The 19,608-nt window shown below is 35.9% G+C and carries 31 protein-coding genes; all 31 read left to right on the forward strand.

What is annotated here, in order from left to right; genetic code table 11:
* Nucleotides 1–28 precede the first annotated feature (28 nt).
* Nucleotides 29–355, forward strand: coding sequence for a hypothetical protein (locus AMET_RS11910; protein WP_012063539.1), 327 nt, complete (start codon nucleotides 29–31; stop codon nucleotides 353–355).
* A gap of 8 nt (nucleotides 356–363) precedes the next feature.
* Complete coding sequence (locus AMET_RS11915; RefSeq protein ID WP_012063540.1) at nucleotides 364–2,097, forward strand: terminase large subunit; 1,734 nt, start codon at nucleotides 364–366, stop codon at nucleotides 2,095–2,097.
* An 11-nt stretch (nucleotides 2,098–2,108) separates the two neighbouring features.
* Nucleotides 2,109–2,273 carry a hypothetical protein gene (locus AMET_RS25800; protein ID WP_157047243.1) on the forward strand — a complete coding sequence of 55 codons (165 nt, stop codon included), beginning with the start codon at nucleotides 2,109–2,111 and terminating at the stop codon, nucleotides 2,271–2,273.
* Between the two features lie 6 nt (nucleotides 2,274–2,279).
* Entirely contained in the window at nucleotides 2,280–3,521 is a 1,242-nt protein-coding gene (locus tag AMET_RS11920; protein WP_012063541.1) for a phage portal protein, read from the forward strand.
* On the forward strand, nucleotides 3,514–4,164 hold the full coding sequence (locus AMET_RS11925; protein WP_012063542.1) for an HK97 family phage prohead protease: 651 nt from the start codon (nucleotides 3,514–3,516) through the stop codon (nucleotides 4,162–4,164). The genes AMET_RS11920 and AMET_RS11925 overlap by 8 nt, the downstream gene beginning before the upstream one ends.
* Before the next feature lie 10 nt (nucleotides 4,165–4,174).
* Complete coding sequence (locus AMET_RS11930) at nucleotides 4,175–5,464, forward strand: phage major capsid protein (protein WP_012063543.1); 1,290 nt, start codon at nucleotides 4,175–4,177, stop codon at nucleotides 5,462–5,464.
* A 53-nt stretch (nucleotides 5,465–5,517) separates the two neighbouring features.
* Nucleotides 5,518–5,709 carry a hypothetical protein gene (locus AMET_RS11935; protein ID WP_408626407.1) on the forward strand — a complete coding sequence of 64 codons (192 nt, stop codon included), beginning with the start codon at nucleotides 5,518–5,520 and terminating at the stop codon, nucleotides 5,707–5,709.
* The gene (locus tag AMET_RS11940; protein ID WP_012063545.1) at nucleotides 5,709–5,990 is read left to right on the forward strand and encodes a head-tail connector protein; all 282 of its coding nucleotides are present in this window, start codon (nucleotides 5,709–5,711) and stop codon (nucleotides 5,988–5,990) included. Before AMET_RS11935 ends, AMET_RS11940 begins: the two co-directional genes overlap by 1 nt.
* Nucleotides 5,987–6,316: a phage head closure protein gene (locus AMET_RS11945; RefSeq protein ID WP_012063546.1), complete on the forward strand. Its 330-nt coding sequence runs from the start codon at nucleotides 5,987–5,989 to the stop codon at nucleotides 6,314–6,316. Before AMET_RS11940 ends, AMET_RS11945 begins: the two co-directional genes overlap by 4 nt.
* Nucleotides 6,316–6,747 carry an HK97 gp10 family phage protein gene (locus tag AMET_RS11950; RefSeq protein WP_012063547.1) on the forward strand — a complete coding sequence of 144 codons (432 nt, stop codon included), beginning with the start codon at nucleotides 6,316–6,318 and terminating at the stop codon, nucleotides 6,745–6,747. The genes AMET_RS11945 and AMET_RS11950 overlap by 1 nt, the downstream gene beginning before the upstream one ends.
* A 4-nt stretch (nucleotides 6,748–6,751) precedes the next feature.
* Nucleotides 6,752–7,171, forward strand: a complete 420-nt coding sequence (locus AMET_RS11955) for a phage tail terminator family protein (protein WP_012063548.1) — start codon at nucleotides 6,752–6,754, stop codon at nucleotides 7,169–7,171.
* Between the two features lie 6 nt (nucleotides 7,172–7,177).
* Nucleotides 7,178–8,233: a phage tail sheath C-terminal domain-containing protein gene (locus AMET_RS11960; RefSeq protein ID WP_012063549.1), complete on the forward strand. Its 1,056-nt coding sequence runs from the start codon at nucleotides 7,178–7,180 to the stop codon at nucleotides 8,231–8,233.
* Between the two features lie 15 nt (nucleotides 8,234–8,248).
* Nucleotides 8,249–8,692, forward strand: coding sequence for a phage tail tube protein (locus AMET_RS11965; protein WP_012063550.1), 444 nt, complete (start codon nucleotides 8,249–8,251; stop codon nucleotides 8,690–8,692).
* Between the two features lie 2 nt (nucleotides 8,693–8,694).
* Nucleotides 8,695–9,102, forward strand: a complete 408-nt coding sequence (locus AMET_RS11970; protein ID WP_012063551.1) for a phage tail assembly chaperone — start codon at nucleotides 8,695–8,697, stop codon at nucleotides 9,100–9,102.
* A 186-nt stretch (nucleotides 9,103–9,288) separates the two neighbouring features.
* Complete coding sequence (locus tag AMET_RS11975) at nucleotides 9,289–9,786, forward strand: hypothetical protein (RefSeq protein WP_012063552.1); 498 nt, start codon at nucleotides 9,289–9,291, stop codon at nucleotides 9,784–9,786.
* Between the two features lie 95 nt (nucleotides 9,787–9,881).
* Nucleotides 9,882–10,805, forward strand: a complete 924-nt coding sequence (locus AMET_RS24370) for an HNH endonuclease (protein WP_012063553.1) — start codon at nucleotides 9,882–9,884, stop codon at nucleotides 10,803–10,805.
* A gap of 227 nt (nucleotides 10,806–11,032) precedes the next feature.
* Nucleotides 11,033–12,472 (forward strand): phage tail tape measure protein, encoded by a 1,440-nt coding sequence (locus tag AMET_RS11990; RefSeq protein ID WP_012063554.1) that lies wholly within the window; start codon nucleotides 11,033–11,035, stop codon nucleotides 12,470–12,472.
* 10 nt (nucleotides 12,473–12,482) lie between these two features.
* A complete protein-coding gene (locus AMET_RS11995; protein WP_012063555.1) occupies nucleotides 12,483–12,899 on the forward strand; it encodes a hypothetical protein in 417 nt (138 codons plus the stop codon).
* Between the two features lie 34 nt (nucleotides 12,900–12,933).
* Complete coding sequence (locus AMET_RS12000) at nucleotides 12,934–13,887, forward strand: XkdQ/YqbQ family protein (RefSeq protein ID WP_157047245.1); 954 nt, start codon at nucleotides 12,934–12,936, stop codon at nucleotides 13,885–13,887.
* Nucleotides 13,888–14,277 carry a DUF2577 domain-containing protein gene (locus tag AMET_RS12005; RefSeq protein ID WP_012063557.1) on the forward strand — a complete coding sequence of 130 codons (390 nt, stop codon included), beginning with the start codon at nucleotides 13,888–13,890 and terminating at the stop codon, nucleotides 14,275–14,277.
* Nucleotides 14,277–14,717 (forward strand): DUF2634 domain-containing protein, encoded by a 441-nt coding sequence (locus AMET_RS12010; protein ID WP_012063558.1) that lies wholly within the window; start codon nucleotides 14,277–14,279, stop codon nucleotides 14,715–14,717. Before AMET_RS12005 ends, AMET_RS12010 begins: the two co-directional genes overlap by 1 nt.
* Nucleotides 14,710–15,777 (forward strand): baseplate J/gp47 family protein, encoded by a 1,068-nt coding sequence (locus AMET_RS12015; protein WP_012063559.1) that lies wholly within the window; start codon nucleotides 14,710–14,712, stop codon nucleotides 15,775–15,777. The genes AMET_RS12010 and AMET_RS12015 overlap by 8 nt, the downstream gene beginning before the upstream one ends.
* Nucleotides 15,770–16,303, forward strand: coding sequence for a YmfQ family protein (locus tag AMET_RS12020; RefSeq protein WP_012063560.1), 534 nt, complete (start codon nucleotides 15,770–15,772; stop codon nucleotides 16,301–16,303). Before AMET_RS12015 ends, AMET_RS12020 begins: the two co-directional genes overlap by 8 nt.
* Entirely contained in the window at nucleotides 16,303–16,575 is a 273-nt protein-coding gene (locus AMET_RS12025) for a hypothetical protein (protein WP_012063561.1), read from the forward strand. The genes AMET_RS12020 and AMET_RS12025 overlap by 1 nt, the downstream gene beginning before the upstream one ends.
* Nucleotides 16,575–17,204, forward strand: coding sequence for a hypothetical protein (locus AMET_RS12030; RefSeq protein WP_012063562.1), 630 nt, complete (start codon nucleotides 16,575–16,577; stop codon nucleotides 17,202–17,204). Before AMET_RS12025 ends, AMET_RS12030 begins: the two co-directional genes overlap by 1 nt.
* Nucleotides 17,205–17,216: 12 nt before the next feature.
* Entirely contained in the window at nucleotides 17,217–17,612 is a 396-nt protein-coding gene (locus AMET_RS12035; protein ID WP_012063563.1) for a hypothetical protein, read from the forward strand.
* The gene (locus AMET_RS12040) at nucleotides 17,605–17,784 is read left to right on the forward strand and encodes a hypothetical protein (RefSeq protein ID WP_012063564.1); all 180 of its coding nucleotides are present in this window, start codon (nucleotides 17,605–17,607) and stop codon (nucleotides 17,782–17,784) included. Before AMET_RS12035 ends, AMET_RS12040 begins: the two co-directional genes overlap by 8 nt.
* Nucleotides 17,785–17,796: 12 nt before the next feature.
* Entirely contained in the window at nucleotides 17,797–17,922 is a 126-nt protein-coding gene (locus AMET_RS25805; protein WP_157047246.1) for an XkdX family protein, read from the forward strand.
* 46 nt (nucleotides 17,923–17,968) lie between these two features.
* Nucleotides 17,969–18,412, forward strand: a complete 444-nt coding sequence (locus AMET_RS12045) for a phage holin family protein (RefSeq protein ID WP_012063566.1) — start codon at nucleotides 17,969–17,971, stop codon at nucleotides 18,410–18,412.
* Nucleotides 18,409–19,131 (forward strand): N-acetylmuramoyl-L-alanine amidase family protein, encoded by a 723-nt coding sequence (locus tag AMET_RS12050; RefSeq protein ID WP_012063567.1) that lies wholly within the window; start codon nucleotides 18,409–18,411, stop codon nucleotides 19,129–19,131. The genes AMET_RS12045 and AMET_RS12050 overlap by 4 nt, the downstream gene beginning before the upstream one ends.
* Nucleotides 19,132–19,307: 176 nt before the next feature.
* Nucleotides 19,308–19,556, forward strand: a complete 249-nt coding sequence (locus AMET_RS12055; RefSeq protein WP_012063568.1) for a DUF5659 domain-containing protein — start codon at nucleotides 19,308–19,310, stop codon at nucleotides 19,554–19,556.
* The last annotated feature ends 52 nt before the right edge of the window (nucleotides 19,557–19,608 follow it).

Raw genomic sequence — 19,608 nt, forward strand, 5'->3', positions numbered from 1 at the left:
TTTGAAATTGGAAGGAGGGCTTAAAAATATGTCCAAAAAGGAAATTTTTGAAAAAGAGCTAGAGAAATTGAAGGAGATATTCCAAGATGTCGAGATTTCAAAGAAAAAGCTAGTTGAAGGACTCATTGATGATGCCGCCTTTCTGAAAGCTGAAAATTATGTTTTAAAACAATCTATCGATAAAACTGGAATGGTCAAGGTACATCCAACTCTACCGGAGATACAAAAGCCCATTGAAGGGGCTCGTCAATATCTCAAGAACATCAATTCATATGCAGCAGTGATTAAAACCTTAAATGGCGTATTGAATAAGGGCTTGGTAGAAGATGATGATGAATTAGACGAGTTTGAATAGGTGATTATATGCTGTTAAATGAAAATATTAATGGAACTCACTCATGGCTCATAGAGTATATCAATAGATGCAAATCCGGTGAAATTATAATTGGTTATGAGTTGATGCAGGAATTAGATGTTTTATTGAGGCATTTTAATAATCCAGAAATAACGGTAGATTTTACAGATGCTCATAAGCGGATCAAGTTTATAGAAACAAAATGCAAACACTTTGAGGCTCCTTTTGCTGGGAAGCCTTTTATATTAATGTTATTCCAGAAGGCCTTTATTGAGGCTATATATATATTTAAAATATATGATGAAGAAGTAGGTCGATTAATAAGACTATATCAAGATGTTCTATATTTGGTTAGTAGAAAAAATGGGAAAACTCCACTGATTTCAGCTATGTGTTTAGCTGAATTTTTTTGTGGACCCATGGGATTAAGAATACTATGCTCAAGTAATGACTATGAACAAGCGGACCTGATGTTTCAGGCTATTAATTCCATGAGAGAAGAGAGTCCAGGACTTGAGAAAGTCACTAGAAAAAATATAAAAGGTGTATTCTTTGGGAATCCCAAGAAGCCTAAAAAGAATGGAAAGTTTTCATACAAGAACAAAGGAACGATTAGAAAGATATCAGCAAAAACAGGAGCCAAGGAAGGTAGAAATATAGGAGTAGGGGCTGTTGATGAGGTTCATGAGATGAAGGATGATACATCTGTTATGCCTATTAGACAAGCTTTATCAACACAGGATGAACCTTTGTTTTTCGAACTGACAACTGAAGGAGTCGTAAATGATGGATATCTAGATAACCGCCTAAAGGAAGCACGTCAAGTATTAGACGGAGAACTAGAACGTCCACGCTGGCTCATATGGTTACATACACAGGATAATGAGCAAGAAATATGGCAAAATGAAAAATCTTGGCACAAAAGCAATCCTGGGCTAGGTGTGATTAAAAAGTGGTCATTCATGCGGAAGATGATCGAAGAAGCTAAAAACAGTAAATCTAAGAGAGTATTTGTTTTATCCAAGGATTTCAATATCAAACAAAATAATGCAGCTGCTTGGTTGACCCCAGAGGATATTGAGAATTTGGAAACCTTTGATATAGAAGAGTTTAGAAATTGCTTTGCCATAGGTGGTGTAGATTTAAGTAAAACAGGTGATTTTTGTAGTGCTAGGGCCCTACTGATGAAACCGGGTAGTGATAAAAAGTATTTCTTGCAGCACTATTTTATTCCTGAAGCAAAACTGAACACTCTCAATAGGGAAGAGGAAAGAAAATATAGGGAGTGGGTTAGACAAGGATTGATAACATTATCTGATGGTAATGAAAATGATTTTAGGCACGTTACCGCATGGTTTGTAAAACTATTTAAGGAATATGGTATTCGATTTTATAAGGTGGGTTATGATAAGTGGTCAGCTGTCTATTGGAGAAAAGAAATGGAAGAGTACGGATTTGATACACAAAAGGTAGACCAAAATTGGGGAAGCATGTCAGAGCCTATGAAACTTCTGGAGGTAGATCTTAAAAGTAATAAGGTAGTATACAACAATCATCCAATCGATAGGCTATGCTTAGAAAACACGGCAATGAATGTGAATACCAAAGAAGAAATAATGCCTATTAAGATCCAGGGAAAGGATGATAAAAAGATTGATGGAGCCGTTACGAAGATGATTTGTTATAGGGTTTATATTGATAACAAAATAGAGTTTTTAGAATTAGTTAAAAGGACTGCTTAGGGGGTGGAAGCTTGAAAAAGTTAAAAAAAATAGTCAGTTTTTTAGAAGACATTTTATTCATTGTGGGTATTACTCTTTTTTCAATAGGTGTATTCAAAATATATATTCCAGCTGGGTTTATTGTATTGGGCATTTGCTTTATAGCAGGTGCTTATTTTATTGCAAAGAGAAGGTGATGTTAATTGATACTTAAAAGCTTGTTTCGTACAAGAAATCCCAGCAATATGAACTATGCCACAATGCTAAATGGCAATACTCCTATATTTAGTCAATTCGGAGATAATATTTATTCATCAGACGTGGTACAAATGTGCATTGATTGCATAGCGACAGAATGCAGCAAGTTACAGCCAAAGCATGTAAGATTAGATAAAAATGATATGCAAGTCAATGTAAAGGGGAGTCTTAATAGACTATTTAAATTTGCTCCAAATGAGTTGATGACAACTCGTGATTTTATAGAAAAAATCATATGGCTGCTATATATGAATTATAATGCTTTCATTTATCCTGTATTTGAGTACAAAGGTCCTAAGGGTAGTAGGGCAAAAGAGTATAAGGCACTCTATCCTTTGAATCCCATCCAAGTTGATTATCTACAAGATCAAACCGGTAAGTTGTTTGTGAAATTCTATTTTAATGGTGGACAAGATTTCACTTTGCCTTATTCTGATGTGATTCATCTAAGAAAAAAGTTTTCTGTGAATGACATCATGGGTGGCGGCTTAAATGGCCAACCGGACAATGTTGCATTATTAAAAGTACTGGAGATTAATGACACTGTACTTCAAGGTTTAGAAAAGGCAATCAAAACGAGTCTTTCTATTCGTGGAATATTAAAGATTAGCACCATGATGGATGATGAAAAACAAAAAAAAGAACGCGAGAGATTTGAAAAAGCTGTTTCATCGGGGACGACAGGTATACTGCCCATGGATCTTAAGGGAGAATACACAGATTTAAAAGTAGATCCTAAGTTAATCGATAAGGATACCCTAGAGTTTCTTCAAAATAAGGTTCTAAACTACTATGGGGTATCAGTGCCTATCCTAAGTGGCGATTTTACTGATGAGCAATACCAGGCCTTTTATGAAAAGACTCTAGAACCTATTGTGATTAGTTTAGGGCAAGCTTTTTCAAAAACAATATTTAGCACTGGGGAAATTGATCGTGGGAATGAGATCGTCTTTTATCCTGAAAAACTTCTATTCACTAACACTAAAAACAGAATAGCTGTTGCAGATATTTTGGGTAATCGTGGAGCACTGACTAATAATGATCTACTTGAGTTATTTGGATATCCACCATATGAAGGAGGAACAGAACGATTTATGAGCCTTAACTATATCCACACTTCACTGGCGAATGAATATCAGATGAAAAGAGCAGGAATGAAGGAAAGAGAGGTCGATAAAGATGCGTAACAAGAAATTGCCACAAAACAATGAAGTAATCACAAGAAGTTTTGGAATTGCTGATTTCAGAGCTGACGATGAAGAAAAATCTGTTGAGGGACATGCTGCCGTATATGATCAAAAGACAAATATAGGTGGCTATTTTTATGAAGTTATTGAAAGGGGAGCTTTTGATGGTTGTGATTTTGATGATGTTTTGTTTTTCGTAAATCATGATACAAGAAAAATCCCCCTTGCTAGAAGCCGAAGAAATAACGGTAATTCGACCATGCAGATAAAAACCGATGATAAGGGTCTGCATATTAAGTCCAAGCTAGATACTGAAGAGAATGCTGAAGCAAGAAGTTTATACAGTTCAATTAAGCGTGGAGATATTGATGGGATGTCGTTTATGTTTCACATCAAGGAAGCAAGATGGACTGACTTAGATACCGATATGCCTACACGCCATATCTTGAAATTTCGAAAAGTATTCGAAGTGAGTGCGGTTAATATGCCAGCTTACTCCGGTACTGATATAAATGTTCGTGATCAGGCTGCATTGGATAATGCGGCAGTGGCATTGGAGAATGCTAGATCGAAGGAGTTGGATAACTCTTCAAACGAGCTAGAATTAGTAAAATTCAAAACACAAATTCTGATGAAAGGTTAAGGTGGTTTTAATGAACAGAGATAAAATATTAGCAATGATCACTAAGAAAGAAGCAAGGAAGGCTGAATTAGGAACAAAGGCAAATGAGACAGAGGATGTAAAAGAATTAAGAGGAATCAATACTGAACTGAGTACCTTGAATACTGAAATTGCTGAGTTGAGAAGTTTGCTAGATTCTATTCCTGAAGAAGGGCAAGGGGAACAAGAAACATCTGAAGAAGACGAACAAAGAAGCCAACCTTTAGGCGCTGCTCAGGTAGTTGCGACTTACGGTTTGCGACAACAGCAGAGTACTGAAGGGGAAGGAAAGGAGACGGAACTAAAGCAGAAATATGAACAAAGAGGAGCTGACCTGAAGGAAAAGCGATCCGTAACTTATGATCTGGATGAAGTACCTGAATTAAGAGCAACAACTATTGGTAGTGGTGCGCTAGTGACCCAAACGAAGTACAGTAATACAGTTAACCAAGGGTTCAATGAGGTATCAAGAGTGATCGATACTGTTAATGCGGTCCCGCTAAACGGTGGAGAAAGCTACGAAAAGGCCTTTGAAGTAACGGTTGGGGAAGGGGATTACACATCTGAAACTGGAGATTACAATGAGACTGATCCAGTGTTTGATTATGTTTCTATCAATAAAGCTAAGGTAACAGCTTATACAGAGTTATCAGATGAAGCTATGAAGTTACCGAATATTGAGTATCAAGCTATGGTAAGAAGTAGCATTACAAAAGCCATTAGAAAGAAAATCTCTAAGCAAATTCTTGTTGGTAATGGTGGAGCGAATGCATTAGTGGGTATTTTCAATGCTCCTGAAAAAGTAATTCCACCGGCAAGTGATATTGAGATTTCTGAAATCGATGCAGATACTTTGGATAATATCATCATTAATTATGGTGGAGATGAAGAAGTAGAAGGAATGGGGTATCTTGTATTAAACAAAAGAGATCTAGCAGCATTTGCAAAGGTAAGAAGTACTGATGGAAAGAAGCTGTATAAGATTAAAACCAATGGAAACACAGGAACAATTTCTTCTGAGGATTCTTTCGAGGTACCATTCATTATTAATAGTATTTGTCCGGCATTATCTGATGCAGGGACAGTGGCCGAATCTTATTGCATGGCTTACGGTATGATGAAAGCATATGAAATGCCAGTATTCTCTGCATTAACTGTTGAAGAGTCTCGTGACTATAAATTTAAAACAGGTCAAATTGCTTACCGTGGAGCCGTTTGGGTAGGTGGTAATACGGCAATGTACAAAGGGTTTGTGAGAGTTAAGAAAGTAACTGCTACATAAAAATAAAATAAAATGAGGGAGGGCATAAGCCTTCCCTTGCTTTGTATGAGGTGGTGATTGAGTTGGCTAGAAAGAAAGCGGAAAAGATATTAGAAAAAGACGGTGTTATTTACTTTAAAGCAACTAAGCCGTTAACAAAGCAAGAACATGAACAACTATCAGATAAGGTGAGGTATGAATCAGAGAAAACAGAACTTAAAATCGTATTAGTGCCTTTTAGTTGTGATCTTGGCGGTGAAGAGTAATGAGCATATTCTTAAATGAAGTAAAACATCACTTGAGGATTGACTTTGATGAAGATGACTCTTATTTAGAGATTCTTATTTCTGCTGCAGAACAATTTATGCATAATGCCACGGGTAAGAGTTTTCATGAAACAAATAAATTAGCAAAAACCATATGCATGATGATAGTGGCAGATCTATATGAAAACAGAAATATGACCGCTGACAAAGTAGGTCAAACTACTAAGAATCTTGTTAATATGATGCTGATTCAATTGAGCTATGGAAGTGATCAGGAATGAATGCAGGGAACCTAAGGTACAAGGTTGATGTATATGCCAAAGTAAAGTTTGAAAATGAACTAAAAGAAACTGACTATAGAGATGAGAAACTAAAAAGCATATGGACGGAGATCATTCCTCAAACCGGAAGCTTAAAGAATCAGCAGGTGGAAACGATGCTCTCCACAGTAACTCATAAAATAAAGTGCAGATATGTTTCGGCTAAAGACATCACCAAAGATATGCATTTTATCTATAAGGGTCATAGATTCGATATAAGGTATATTCTCAATCCATACTTTAAGAATGAAACGCTAGAGTTTTTCTGTGAGGAAGTGATTGAATAATGGCTTCAGAAGATGGATTTGACTTGAGAGAGTTAGATAACTTTCAGAAAAAATTACTTCAAAAGGCTCAGAAAGAATTTCCAAGAGAGACATATCGATTCCTTAGAAAAGCTGGGAGTAAAGGGCGGACCCATGTAGCTAGAAAGTCCAGATCTATTGTAAAAAAGAAAAGCGGTAATTATCACAAAGGTTGGAAACGCGGTAAGGCGTATAAAAAAAGAAGTAATGATGCTTATGAAGTACAAATCAGAAATAGTGCACCACATGCACACTTGATCGAATATGGACATAGGCAAGTTACAAAAGATGGACGTGAAGTTGGTTTTGTAGAAGGAAAGCATGTCCTAGAAAAAGGAATCAAAGAATTTCAAAGTGAGTACTTTGACATGGTAGAGGATTGGTTAGATGAAATGTTAGACAAAGGGTTGTGATGGAATGATAACCTTGAAAGATATAAAAATAGCAATAACAACACGATTGAAAAATACTTTGGACATTGAAATAACAAGTAAAGATATAAAAGAAGGTTTTAAACGACCTTCTTTTTTTATTCAACTAGATAACATAAGAAAGTCTGCAGCTGGAGTCGATCAGGTTAAAAGAGAATTAACAGTAAGAATTTATTATTTCCCTAGTGACAGGTATCAGTACAGTATTGAAATTCTAGACATACAAGAGCAGCTTGAAGAAATATTTGATACAAAATTAAAAGTAATTGATAGGTACTTAAATATAGATGAAATTGAATCTATAACAACTGATGGGGTATTACAATTATATTTTGACATTGCCTATGAAGAAGGGCGAGAAATTGATGAAGTAGAGGTCATGGAAGAACTTTACTTGAAGGAGTGATGATAAGTGGGATTACCACAAATAAATATAGAATTTAGTGGGAAAGCGGTATCTGCTGTTGAAAGAAGTGCAAGGGGGATTGTAGCGCTAATACTTAAAGATGCCACAGGGACCTTTGATGTAAAAGAGTATAGAAGTATAGAGGAAATCAAGGTAGAAGATTGGACACCAGCTAATATAGATTACATTAAAAAGGCCTTCATGGGAACACCGGCAAAAGTCATTTGTGAGAGGCTGGACACGGCAGAGAGTGATTATTCAGAGGTGTTGACTAGGCTAGGTTTTAAGAAGTGGAATTACCTTGCTATACCTGACTTAGAGAATGCAACTGACATTGAAACTTGGTTAAAGGGTAAAAGAGAAAATGGCAAGAAGACATTCAAAGCAGTATTACCTAATGCATCTACGGGGGACCATGAAGGAATCATCAACTTTACGACAACTGATATAAAAGTAGGAGATAAGACATATACAACTGCTGAATATTGTTGTAGGATAGCTGGTGTTTTAGCAGGGTTACCATTCACAAGAAGTGCAACTTACTATGTGCTACCAGAAGTAGAAGGCATTACAGAAAGCACTACCCCGGATTCAGATATTGAAAGTGGAAAGCTTATTTTAGTCAATGACGGTGAAAAGATTAAAATCGGTCGTGCAGTAAACTCTCTCGTATCAACAACAGTTTCAAAAACAGAGGACTTTAAGAAAATCAAAATAGTTGAGGTAATGGACATGGTTAAGGATGATATAAGAGATACCTTTAACAATAATTATATCGGAAAGGTCAATAACATCTATGACAATCAAGTGCTATTCTTTACATCTGTTAATGCTTATTTTAAAGGACTTGCTGGAGACGAAATATTTGACCGTAATTTCCAAAATAAAGCGGATGTAGATGTAGAAGCCCAAAGATTAGCATGGGAAGGAATTGGGACCGATGTTAGCCAGTTAAGTGATCAAGAAGTAAAAGAAAAGTCATTTAGAAGCAATGTATATGCCAAGGCTAATGTCAAAATAGTAGATGCTATGGAAGATTTAGACTTTAGTATAGCCATTTAAGAAGGGATGATATAGATGGGTAAGAGCAAGATACCAAGCAATAAACAGATTAACGGTACCTTTGGAGCATTGTGGTTAGATGGAGAGAAACTAGCTGACGTAGATAGCTTTGAAAGCAAAATCAACATCAATTATGAGGATGTCAACATGGCAGAGGATTTAGCTACTCATAAAAAGATGACTGGGTGGGCTGGAGAAGGAACGTTAGCTCTAAAGAAAGTATATTCCACTGGTGCAAGCTTAATTGGTCAAAAGCTGAAGGAAGGCATTATGCCAGTATTCACAATGGTAAGTAAACTACAAGATCCAGATGCATATGGAGCAGAGCGTGTTTCTATGGAGGAAGTGACTTTTAATGAATTTACTCTTGCTAAGTTTGCTCAAAAAGAACTTCAAACAGAAGAACTACCATTTGCATTTGCAGATTTTGAATTAATCGATCTTATTGGAAGGAGATAAACATGGCTAAAAAACCAGTTATAAAAAAACTAACGCTAAACGATTTGATGCAGCAAAGAGAAAAGTATGAGGTGAAACAAGATACAAAAGAAGAGGTGCTTTTAAGGAGAGGTGACGACCAGGTAACAATAACAATTAAAAAGCCGACTCGATCACTTTGCTTGGAATGTATCACCTTATCTCAAGATGAAAATCGTCAAGAACAGGCAGATATTAATATGGTTTATAATATCGTAGTGGAACCCAACCTGAAGGATACGAATCTACACAAAGCTTATGGCTGTATAGAACCTATTGAAATTGTAGAGAAGATATTCGAAACTGGAGAAATTGCTCAAATATCTGGATATGGTATGGAATTGGCTGGGTATGGTAATGAAATGAAAGCGATCAAAGATATAAAAAACTAATAAGTAGTGATGGAGAGTTATATTTTATTCATCACTACTTACAAAAGGGTTTTGAAATAGACCATTTAATCAATCTTTCATGGGTTGAGCGACGATTTATGATGGCCAGTATGGAAATATATAAAGAAGAATTACAGGCAGGGTTGCAAATATGATCCTGTCTTATTCTTATAGGTAGGTGAAACTATGGCTGCTAAAAGTATAAAGGCGATATTAACTCTTAATGATAAGAATTTTTCGTCTAACATGAAGAAGGCATCGGGTGGAGTTAATGGCTTTAATAAAAGACTGAAACATAGTGGGAACCAAGTTACGAAGTTTAGAAAGAACACAGTAAATAGCTTTAAAAGAGTGGCTAAAAGCGCTGTGGGGTTAGCGGCTGCTTATGTAGGATTTAGAGCCTTGTCTAGAGGGATAAGTAGTAGTGTTGAAGCTGCTAAGGCACAGATAGATGCAGAAACGAAGTTGATTGCAGTAATGAAAAATACAAAAGGAATGACAGAACAAAATGCGCAAAGTGTGATTAAATACGCTGGTGAATTACAGAAGGTTGGTGTAATTGGTGATGAAGTAGCCTTATCAGGTGTACAACAGTTAGCTACATATCAATTACAAGAGAAGACACTTAAAAAACTAATGCCGGGTAAACATTCTTGCCCAGCTACTGAGAAATTGGTAGCTTAAAACAGAACGTGAATTCAGGGAAAATCTAAGTTTATATTAATTTAACAAATCCTTTAGTTATAATTTTATTTCAAATAGTGTAAAGGGTGGATAAGATGCCAAAGAAAATTACTTATGATTTTGTGAAAAAGTATGTTCTTGAAAATAGTAATTGTCAGCTAATGAGTAATGACTATATTAATAATAGTTCTAAACTAGAATTTAAATGTGGATGTGGGAATATCTTCGAAACTTCTTTTGCAAAGTTTAAGGATAGAAAAAAAAGACAATGCAATGAATGTGGATTTGCTTTAAGGGGACAGTATCAAAGTAAAACTCCTGAAGAATTCAGAGAAGAAGTTCAAAATATTGTAGGAAATGAATATATAGTGCTAGGATATTATTCTGGAGCTGTAGAAAAAATTAAATTTAGGCATAATTCGTGTGGTAATGAATATCTAGCAGCACCACATGATTTTTTATCAGGCAAAAGATGCCCTAAATGCAGAAGGCCTAGATACAACACTACCACAGATGAGTTCAAAAAAATTATCAAAGAACTAACCAATGGAGAGTATGATGTGGTTGGCGAATATACGAGTTCACATACACATATAAGGTTAAAACATAATCTTTGTGGAACGGAATATAAAGTAACTCCAAATAATTTTACATCTCATGGTCGAAGATGTCCTAACTATGACTGCCATATAAGAAGAGTAGGAGGGATAAATCACCACGCTTATAATCCAGATTTAACTGATGAAGAAAGAATAAATCGCAGAGATTTAAAAGAAAATATTAAATGGCGCAAATCAGTTTATAGAAAAGATGGGTATAAGTGTGTTTCTTGTGGTGATGATCAAGGAAGAAATCTTGTAGCACATCATCTAGATGGATATAACTGGTGTGTAGAAAAGAGATTTGATGTGAAAAATGGAGTCACTTTATGTGAAATATGTCATAAGGCTTTCCACCATAATTATGGATATGGAAATAATACCAAAGAGCAATTTCAAGAATTCATAAGTAGAAATTAATATAAATATGACGATCCTGAGCCAAGTCATTGAGGAAACTCATGAAAGGTGCAGAGACTAGATAAAGTAAGCTAAGTAAAAAGACATTATCGGGTGTCTTTTTTATATGCTGAAATATCCATGAGCGCGTTCTACTCTAACAGTTAAAGCTGAGGGTAATGATATAGTCCGAACTTATAGGAAACTGTAAGAGGTATAGGATAAAGAGCCTATGCGATAACAAATTGATGAATGATCTTCTAGCCCAGCAAAAAGGGCTTAATGCAACTCAACAAGATTCAGTAAATATAGGTAATATGATTGGTAAGGTTATGAATGGTCAAGTAGGTGCATTAAGTAGAGCTGGTATTAACTTTACTAAAGCACAGGAGCAAATATTAAAATATGGTACCGAAACTGAGAAGGCTGCAACATTAGCAGAGGTACTGGAAATGAATGTAGGTGGGGTTAATAAGGCCTTAGCTGAAACAGATCAAGGTAAAATTCAAAACATGACAAATGCTTGGAGTGATTATAAAGAAGAGATCGGTAGAAGGATATTACCACTTCAAGGTAAGTTTGCAGGTTGGTTTGCTAAAAAGATACCAGGCATACAGTCGATAGTTGTTAGAGCAATAGACCGAGGAGTTATGGCTTTTGATAATGTAGGTAACAAAGTAGACTTTGTAACAGCTAAAATGAAAGGCATTAAGAAATGGGGGGTAGATGCTTGGAGTAACATTAAAGGTGTGGTAGATGAAAATGCAGGAACCTTAGAAAAAGTAACAGGTGTACTTAACCATATGGGACAAGGCATTATAGGTATTAAGGATAAATTTGTAGATGCTTTTAAAAACGAAGGTGCTAGTTGGTTTAAGGATGAAGCCCTGCCGGCTATAACACAAGGGGTATTAGGTGTTCTTGACGGTGCCACAGATCTATATAACTTTGTAACTAAAAACTGGTCTAAATTTGAACCATTAATATTAGGGGTAGCGGGAGCAATCGCAACATATAAAGTAGCCGTAATAACTACTACAGCCGTGACTAAGACTGCCACTATAGTAACCAATGGAATGGCTTTAGCACAAGGAGGTTTAAATGCAGTAATGAACATGAGTCCTATTGGTTGGCTAGCACTTGGAATAGGAGCTCTTATCACAGTAGGGATTGCTCTTTATAAAAACTGGGATACCATAAAATACAAGGCATCTGAACTAGGCAAAGGAATTAAAGATAGTTTCGCTCCTATAGGAGATTTCTTTAGTGGTCTATGGGGAGGCGTAGAGTCCGGATTTAAGGGTTTTATAAACTTCTTTATAGATGGAATAAACACAGTGGTCAGTGGAGTAAATTCTATAAAATTTGATGTCCCTGATTGGATTCCTAAGTTTGGAGGAAAGTCGTTTGGTATTAACATACCCCAAATACCCGAGTTTGCTCTAGGGACATCTTATTTTAAAGGTGGAATGGCTCGTATTAATGAGCGTGGTGGGGAAATTGTTAATCTTCCTAATGGGTCACAAGTGATTCCAGCTGATAAGTCACAACAAATAATAAATAGAGATAATTCTAAGATAGAAGTAAAAGTATATATTCAAGGAAATGTAATAGGCAATGAAGAGTATGCTGAGTATGTAGGCAATACAGTAGTCAAGAAAGTTAAGTTGGCGTTAGCTAACAGTTAGGAGGGAGCTAGTGGATATATTTTTGAGTATCAATAATAGAGAACAAGTCATTCAACTTCCCATAATACCAGAAGACTTTCAAGTTGAATTTAGCAACAACAATGAAACATTTGCTACTATATCCCAAGGAGATTTGAATCTAATTGGTAATCAAGGTCTCAAATCAATTATAATTGAGACCTTTTTTCCAAACAAAGAATATCCATATGCTAAATCTAAAGAGTTTACTGGTGACGAGTTTGTTGAGCTAATGTTTCAATGGATAGAAAGAAAAGTACCTATTCGTGTTGTAATAACAAATAATAATGGGAAAGAGGTAGTAAATCTACCGGTAACAATAGATAGTTTTAACCAGGGCTATGATAGAACTGGAGATATTGGTTATTTTCTTGGTTTAAGGCAATTTAGATTTGTTAGGGTGAATTAAGATGCATGTGGTTTCGGTATATAACCAAAATGGGATGAAGAAGAGTATCACAGCACTAGTGGGAAATTTAACTTGGACGAGCCATGAAAGTACTTTAGGTGTGCAGCTGAATTTTGACACTGCATATAACAATATAATTTATTTCCCCAAGGATTTAATTGATATTGGTGATGTTGTGGTATTAAGTAATGATGGTAATGAAGTTTTTAGAGGAATCATCGTCACAGAAGAAATAAATGGTGAGTTCTCAAGGCACTATATAGCCTTTGACTATGCTTTTTATCTTAACAAGTCAAAGGGGGTATATCAGTTTAATGGTATTCAGGCATCTAAAGCTATAGAGCAACTATTGAATGATCTTAATATACCAGTTGCTAATATAGCAAGTATTACTACAATCATAAACCATATTTATTTTGATAAAGTAATAAGTGATATTATAAAAGATATTCTCCTGCAGGCTACACAGGAAACGGGCCAAAGATATAGGCTAGAGATGAGGGCAGGCAAGTTATATATCGAAAATGAAGTTGATTTGATTGTAAATGCTACTTTTAAGCTGGCCGAAAACATTGAATCTTATAATGTAACCACTGCAATTAGCAATCTAAGCAGGAGAAGATCCATAGAGGAAATGAAGAATAGTATTATAATCATATCAGAGAATGGAGAAAGCATAAAAACTGTTGGTTCAGCAAAAGAAAGTACATCTATACAAAAATATGGTTTGTTACAAGAAGTACAAAGTGTGGATGAAAAGGATATATCACAGGCTAATCATATAGCCAGGACACTTTTAAAGGACTTAAATAAAATATTTGAAGACAACAGTGTAGAACTCATTGGAAATGACAGTGTTAGAGCTGGCAGAATAATAAACATATCTGAGCCTATCACAGGAATGAATGGGCAATACAAAATTAAGTCCTGTACTCATAATGTTAGTAATGGCATACATAAAATGTCATTGGATTTGGGGGTGTTATAGATGAATGGCATTAAAGAGTTAGCTGAAATGTTTAAAGAAAGAGAGAATAAGGCTTACATGGGTCCCCAAATAGGAAAGGTGATAACTCCTCCTCCTAATATCAAGGTATCACTGGGAGATAAAATTATATTGGAGAAGAACAGATTAATTATAGCTGCCCACGTATTATCAGGTTATACAAGGCAATTTCAAGGTCAAAGTAACGGAACGATTACTACTAAAACACCACCTAGTCCAGTGAGCTATAGTGAATACACAGTATTAGAAGATTTAAACCATGCTGGAGAAATCGTCTATACTGATACATTAAAAACTGGTGATGAAGTAATTCTATTGCCTAGTACCGATGAGCAAAAATATATTATTATAGATAAGGCGGTGAGATTATAGTGCTGCCACAAATAGCAAACTTAGAAATCGATGGTGATGATCAACAACAGACTACTCAAATAGGGAAGTCTTTTTTATTTGATTTCAATAAGGGTGAATTTGTGTTTAAGGATGGAAAGTTAGTGCCAGTAGAAGGAATTGAAGCTTTAAAAGTATGGATTGAAAAGACACTGAGAACAGAAAAGTTTAGATTTAAAGTTTATGAAGGCACGGAGTATGGTGTCACCGTTGAAGATCTAATTATTGGCCATAACTATCCTATCAGTTTTGCTGAGTCAGAGGTCAAAAGAGAGGTATCCGAAGCTCTAGGTACTCACCCGTGGATAGAACGCTTGGTGGATTGGGGCTTAGAAAGAGAAAAATCAATACTTAAGATATCCTTTAGAGTGATTTTAGTAAATGGAAATTCATTTGATCAGGTGGTGAATTACAATGTATGAAGGTAAGACAAAAGAGCAGATACATGAAGAGATGTTAGACCAGATATCTAAAAAATATGATAAAACTCCTGGAGAGTTTATTTATGATGCCACTAAGCCCCCTGCAATTAAGCTTGAAGAGGTATATAAAGATTTAGATGACGTAATTGATAAATTGGATATTGAAAATTTAAAAGGTGAAGAACTAGAAAGATTTGTATATCAAAGGACAGGTATTGGACGAAAAAAGGCTACCTATTCTATCGGGAGGGTGTTAGCAAAGGGTAATGGTAGCGTTAATGCAGGCAATCTATTTGAAACGGAAGGTGGTATACAGTTTGAAGCTGTTCAAGGGGTAATAATTAATGGTGAAGGATACGTGAACATAAAATGTGCTGTTGCTGGAGGTGTTGGAAATGTGCCAGCTAATCAAATTAAATTCATGCCTGTGACCATTTCAGGAATCAATGAAGTGGTAAATACTGAGGCAACAACAGGTGGTTTTGAAGCTGAAACAGACCAAGCACTTCTTCAAAGATATTATGAGAGAAGACAAACACCAGCCACAAGTGGGAATAAGGCTCATTATAAAAATTGGGCAAAAGAGGTTCCTGGTGTGGGCGATGCAAAAGTTTTCTCTTTGTGGAATGGCGATAATACTGTAAAGGTAATTTTAATTGATGCTGAAAAGCAACCCGCAAGTCTGGAGTTAATCGAAATGGTACAAGAGTACATTGATCCAGGTATGACAGGTTTAGGTGAAGGAGAGGCGCCAATAGGCGCATATTGCACAATAAGTAGTGCTATTGGTAAAGAAATTAATATTTCATTTACAGCTATTAAGGATCCTTCTGTATCTGATTTAGAAAGACAGCAAAGTGTAGAGAAAAACATCAATAATTATCTTAAAGAAATAGCCTTTGTAGAGAACTATGTAAGTTATGGGATTGTTGGGAGTTTGATATTACAATCAGAAGGAATTGAGGATTATAGTGACTTAGTAATTAATGATGGGAGTAGTAATATTTCAATAGGAAATGAAGAGGTAGCAATATTAGGGAGTGTGGTAATCAATGAGTAATCAAATGATTACCTATCTCCCCTTATTTATGCGAAAATCGAAGATCTATAATGAGATATTCGATGCTGAAGAACATCAATTTGAGTATGTTGAAGCAGATATTAAGGACATAAGAAAGCAATTAGATATCGATACTGCAACATGGGGATTAGCTATCTATGAAAAAGAGCTAAAGATAAAAATTGATTTATCGAAACCATTATCAGAGAGAAGATCCGTGATTAAGTCCAAGGAGAGGGGCACAGGGAAAGTTGATGCAGCTCTTATTAAAGTGGTAGCAGATGCCTATACCAATGGAGAAGTTGATGTGCTATTTAATGGGAATATAAATATAAAATTCAATGGAGTTTTGGGGATTCCTCGGAACCTAAGCGATTTAGAAAATTCGCTAGAAGAGATTAAACCAGCCCATTTAGCTTTAGCTTATACATTTGCTTATCTGTTAATTAAAGATATTCATGGAGTCATGACGTTGAATGAACTCCAACAAACAAAACTTAACAAATTTGCAGGAGGTGGTAGTTAATGGCCAGTAATACACCTAATTTAGATTTATACAAAAAGGATCCAGTTCAAGATGGAGACGATACTTTTAATATTGAGACAATGTTGAATGAGAATTGGGATAAGATTGATGAAGGAATTGGTGACGCAGCTGAAAGCAAAACAGCTATTGATGCTCATAAAGCTGCAGCCATGCCTCACAAATTCATTGGAAGTGATGGCAAGGTTTATCGATGGGGATTAGGTCAACAGGGTGGGCAATTCGGTTTTATTTATGAGGAGGTGGTTGTATAATGGCTCAATTTCTACCATTGGCAGATAAGCCAACATTAGATCAAGCGAAATTCACGATTGACGAAGTTCTTGCAATACTGAATGCCAAACTTGATGCAGATGTATCAAGCAGACAAGCAGGTGTATTTACTCAAACAATGGCAAACCGCTTGGATGCAGCAGTCTCTTCACGTCAAGCAAACTGGGGCGCAACAACCACACATAGAGATAGAATTGACGCTTCAATTTCAAGTAGAGCAAGTCAACCAAGTGTAAACACTGTTAGTAATAATGTAGGTAGTAATTCTGACTCATCTAGTGCAAGTGGAAGTGTTCATGCTAAATTGAAGGAATTAAGGTCACTGGTTTTAAATAGTAGCGGAGGAATTAAGGTTCAAAGAGGAATTGCTAGTACGCCGACGATCGACAATGACCCACACATAATAAATATCACAATTTCACCAGTAGTTCTTATCAAGTCATTTGTAGTACCTGCCACTATGATGATGGGTGTTGGTGGACCTTCTTCTGCAAATTTTTTAAAAGCTAACATGACTTTAACCTCAACAACAAATTTAAGGATAGAATTGTTTGGAGGAAATTGGTTGAGGGATAAAGTGTTTGCATGGCAAATAGTAGAATTTGAATAGGAGGAATATAAAATGAAATATTATGCAGAATTAAATAAAAACAATATATGTGTCGGCGTATCGGTACTTAAGGATACCGTGGAGTATCCTAATATGATAAAAACAGACGAGTATGACGAAACGTTACTCGGTAAAATATACAGAGGAGAAGCTACAGGTTTTACGGAATTAGACTATCTAACTTTAGAGAATGAAAATAATCTCATTATTATAAAAGCCTACAATTATTTAAATGAGTTTCAAACAGAATACGAGGGTGAAATCTTGATTGACATTGGAGGAACAACTTTAACTGAACAGATGACAAGTGGAATAATCACATTTGAATTTGAAAACACAACAGGGGAGCAAGTCACAATTCAGACTATTAATGAAAATCTTAGAAATGGGGTGCTTTTAATTGAGTAAACCAATAATTGAGAAGATAGGAAACAAAATTATCGTGAGGAAATCCCAAGAACCAGATCCACAACAACTAATGGGTCAAATGCTAGTATCCCAATCTTTGAAAATTGAGGACCTAGAAGATAAACTAGATTTAATGGGGCAAATGTTGGTGGAACTATCATTAAAAGAATAGGAGGGCGTGTTTATGGATTATAACTTTTGGAAATCAGCCTACAAATTAGGATGGGCCAAGGAGTCACAGATTCAAAGAGCATTTGAAAGAGCAATGATTACAGAAGAAGAAAAGAACCAGATATTAGACACCGAGTAGGTGTTATTTTTATGTAAAAAACCAATAAGTGAAAGGAGTAATGAATATGTCTATAAATAACATAGGAAATATTATTAAAGCAACGTTGGCAACCATAGGAGGAACACTATCATATATTTTAGGAGGGTGGGATACGGCATTGCTGACACTAATGATCATGATGGCTGTTGACTTTATAAGTGGATGGACTGTTGCTGCCGTATTCAAGAGTTCTCCTAAAACTGAAAAAGGAGCACTGGAGAGTAAAGCAGGATTAAAGGGATTACTGAGAAAGGGACAGGTGTTACTGATTGTACTGGTTGCCACTAGACTAGACATATTAATAGGGACAGGAGAATTGGTTAGAAATACAGCTATAGTAGGGTTTTGTTTAAATGAATTAGTTAGCATTGTAGAGAACACTGGTTTGATGGGGGTACCACTACCTCCTATTATTACTCATGCTATTGATATTTTAGAAAAGAAGAATGATGAGGTGAAGATACGATGAAAATAGTAATTGACAATGGTCATGGATTGAATACTCCTGGAAAGAGAACACCAATACTTCCTGATGGAACACAGATACGAGAATGGCAGTTCAACTTTCCCACAGCAAAGAAGCTAGGAGAGCTGTTAATACACAATGGATTTGACATAGTCTATGTCAGCGATACAGAAGAGGATACCCCACTAGGAACAAGAACAACTCGAGCCAATGAGGCAGGAGCCGATATTTTCGTGTCGATTCACTACAACGCCTTTCAAGGTACATGGGGTACCCATGGGGGAATTGAAACCTATCACTATCCCAATTCAAGCAATGGGCAAAGCTTAGCTCAGGAAATACAAAGAGAGTTGATTCAAGAGACAGGGTTGAGGGATAGAGGAGTGAAGTCAGCCAACTTTCAAGTTTTACGAGAAACTGCTATTCCAGCTGTGCTTTGTGAATGTGGGTTCATGGATAACTTGGAAGAAGCTAGTTTGATGTTGGATGAAGCGTATCAATGGAAATGTGCCAGAGGAATAGCGAAAGGAATATGTAGTTATTTAGGTGTTGAGTACCAGGAACTAACTGAGAACGAAAATGAAGATTCACCACAATGGGCTATTGATGCTAGAGCATGGGCCATAGAGAATGATATTTCTGATGGTAGTCGGCCCAAGGATCCAGCTACCAGAGAAGAGGTTTGGAGGATGTTGCAGAAGAATGCAGAAAGGGTGGATTAATTTCCACCTTTTTTTTTTGCTCTTTACTCCGAACGTACGTTCTGATATAATGATACCAAAATATTCTAAGAAAAGGCGATGAGAACTTTTGAAAAGGAAAATATATTAGCAGCTACTATTCCAAAATCAAAGGGAAGTCATAGTATAGAAAATACAAATGTAGGAGTGTAAGGAGCATGATGAAGGCTAACATTAAATTAACCGATAAAGATTTAATCACATACTTGGCAGCTAGAGGGTTTGAAATTGTAGATACATATAAAGAAGCAAGTAAAGATCGAAGTATTGTATTATTCAAAAATAGTAAGGAATTAGATCGAGCAATTTTAGATTATGCAAATAAAAGGGGGGATATCAATATTGCAGATTATTTAGCCACAGAAAAAAGAGTTAAGAACCTATTTTATGCTAATAAAATGAGGTAAGATATCATAATTCAACTATCAGCTGTATCTTTCATCACTTAAAAATATACTT

The sequence above is a fragment of the Alkaliphilus metalliredigens QYMF genome (assembly GCF_000016985.1).
Lineage (GTDB): Bacteria > Bacillota > Clostridia > Peptostreptococcales > Natronincolaceae > Alkaliphilus_A > Alkaliphilus_A metalliredigens.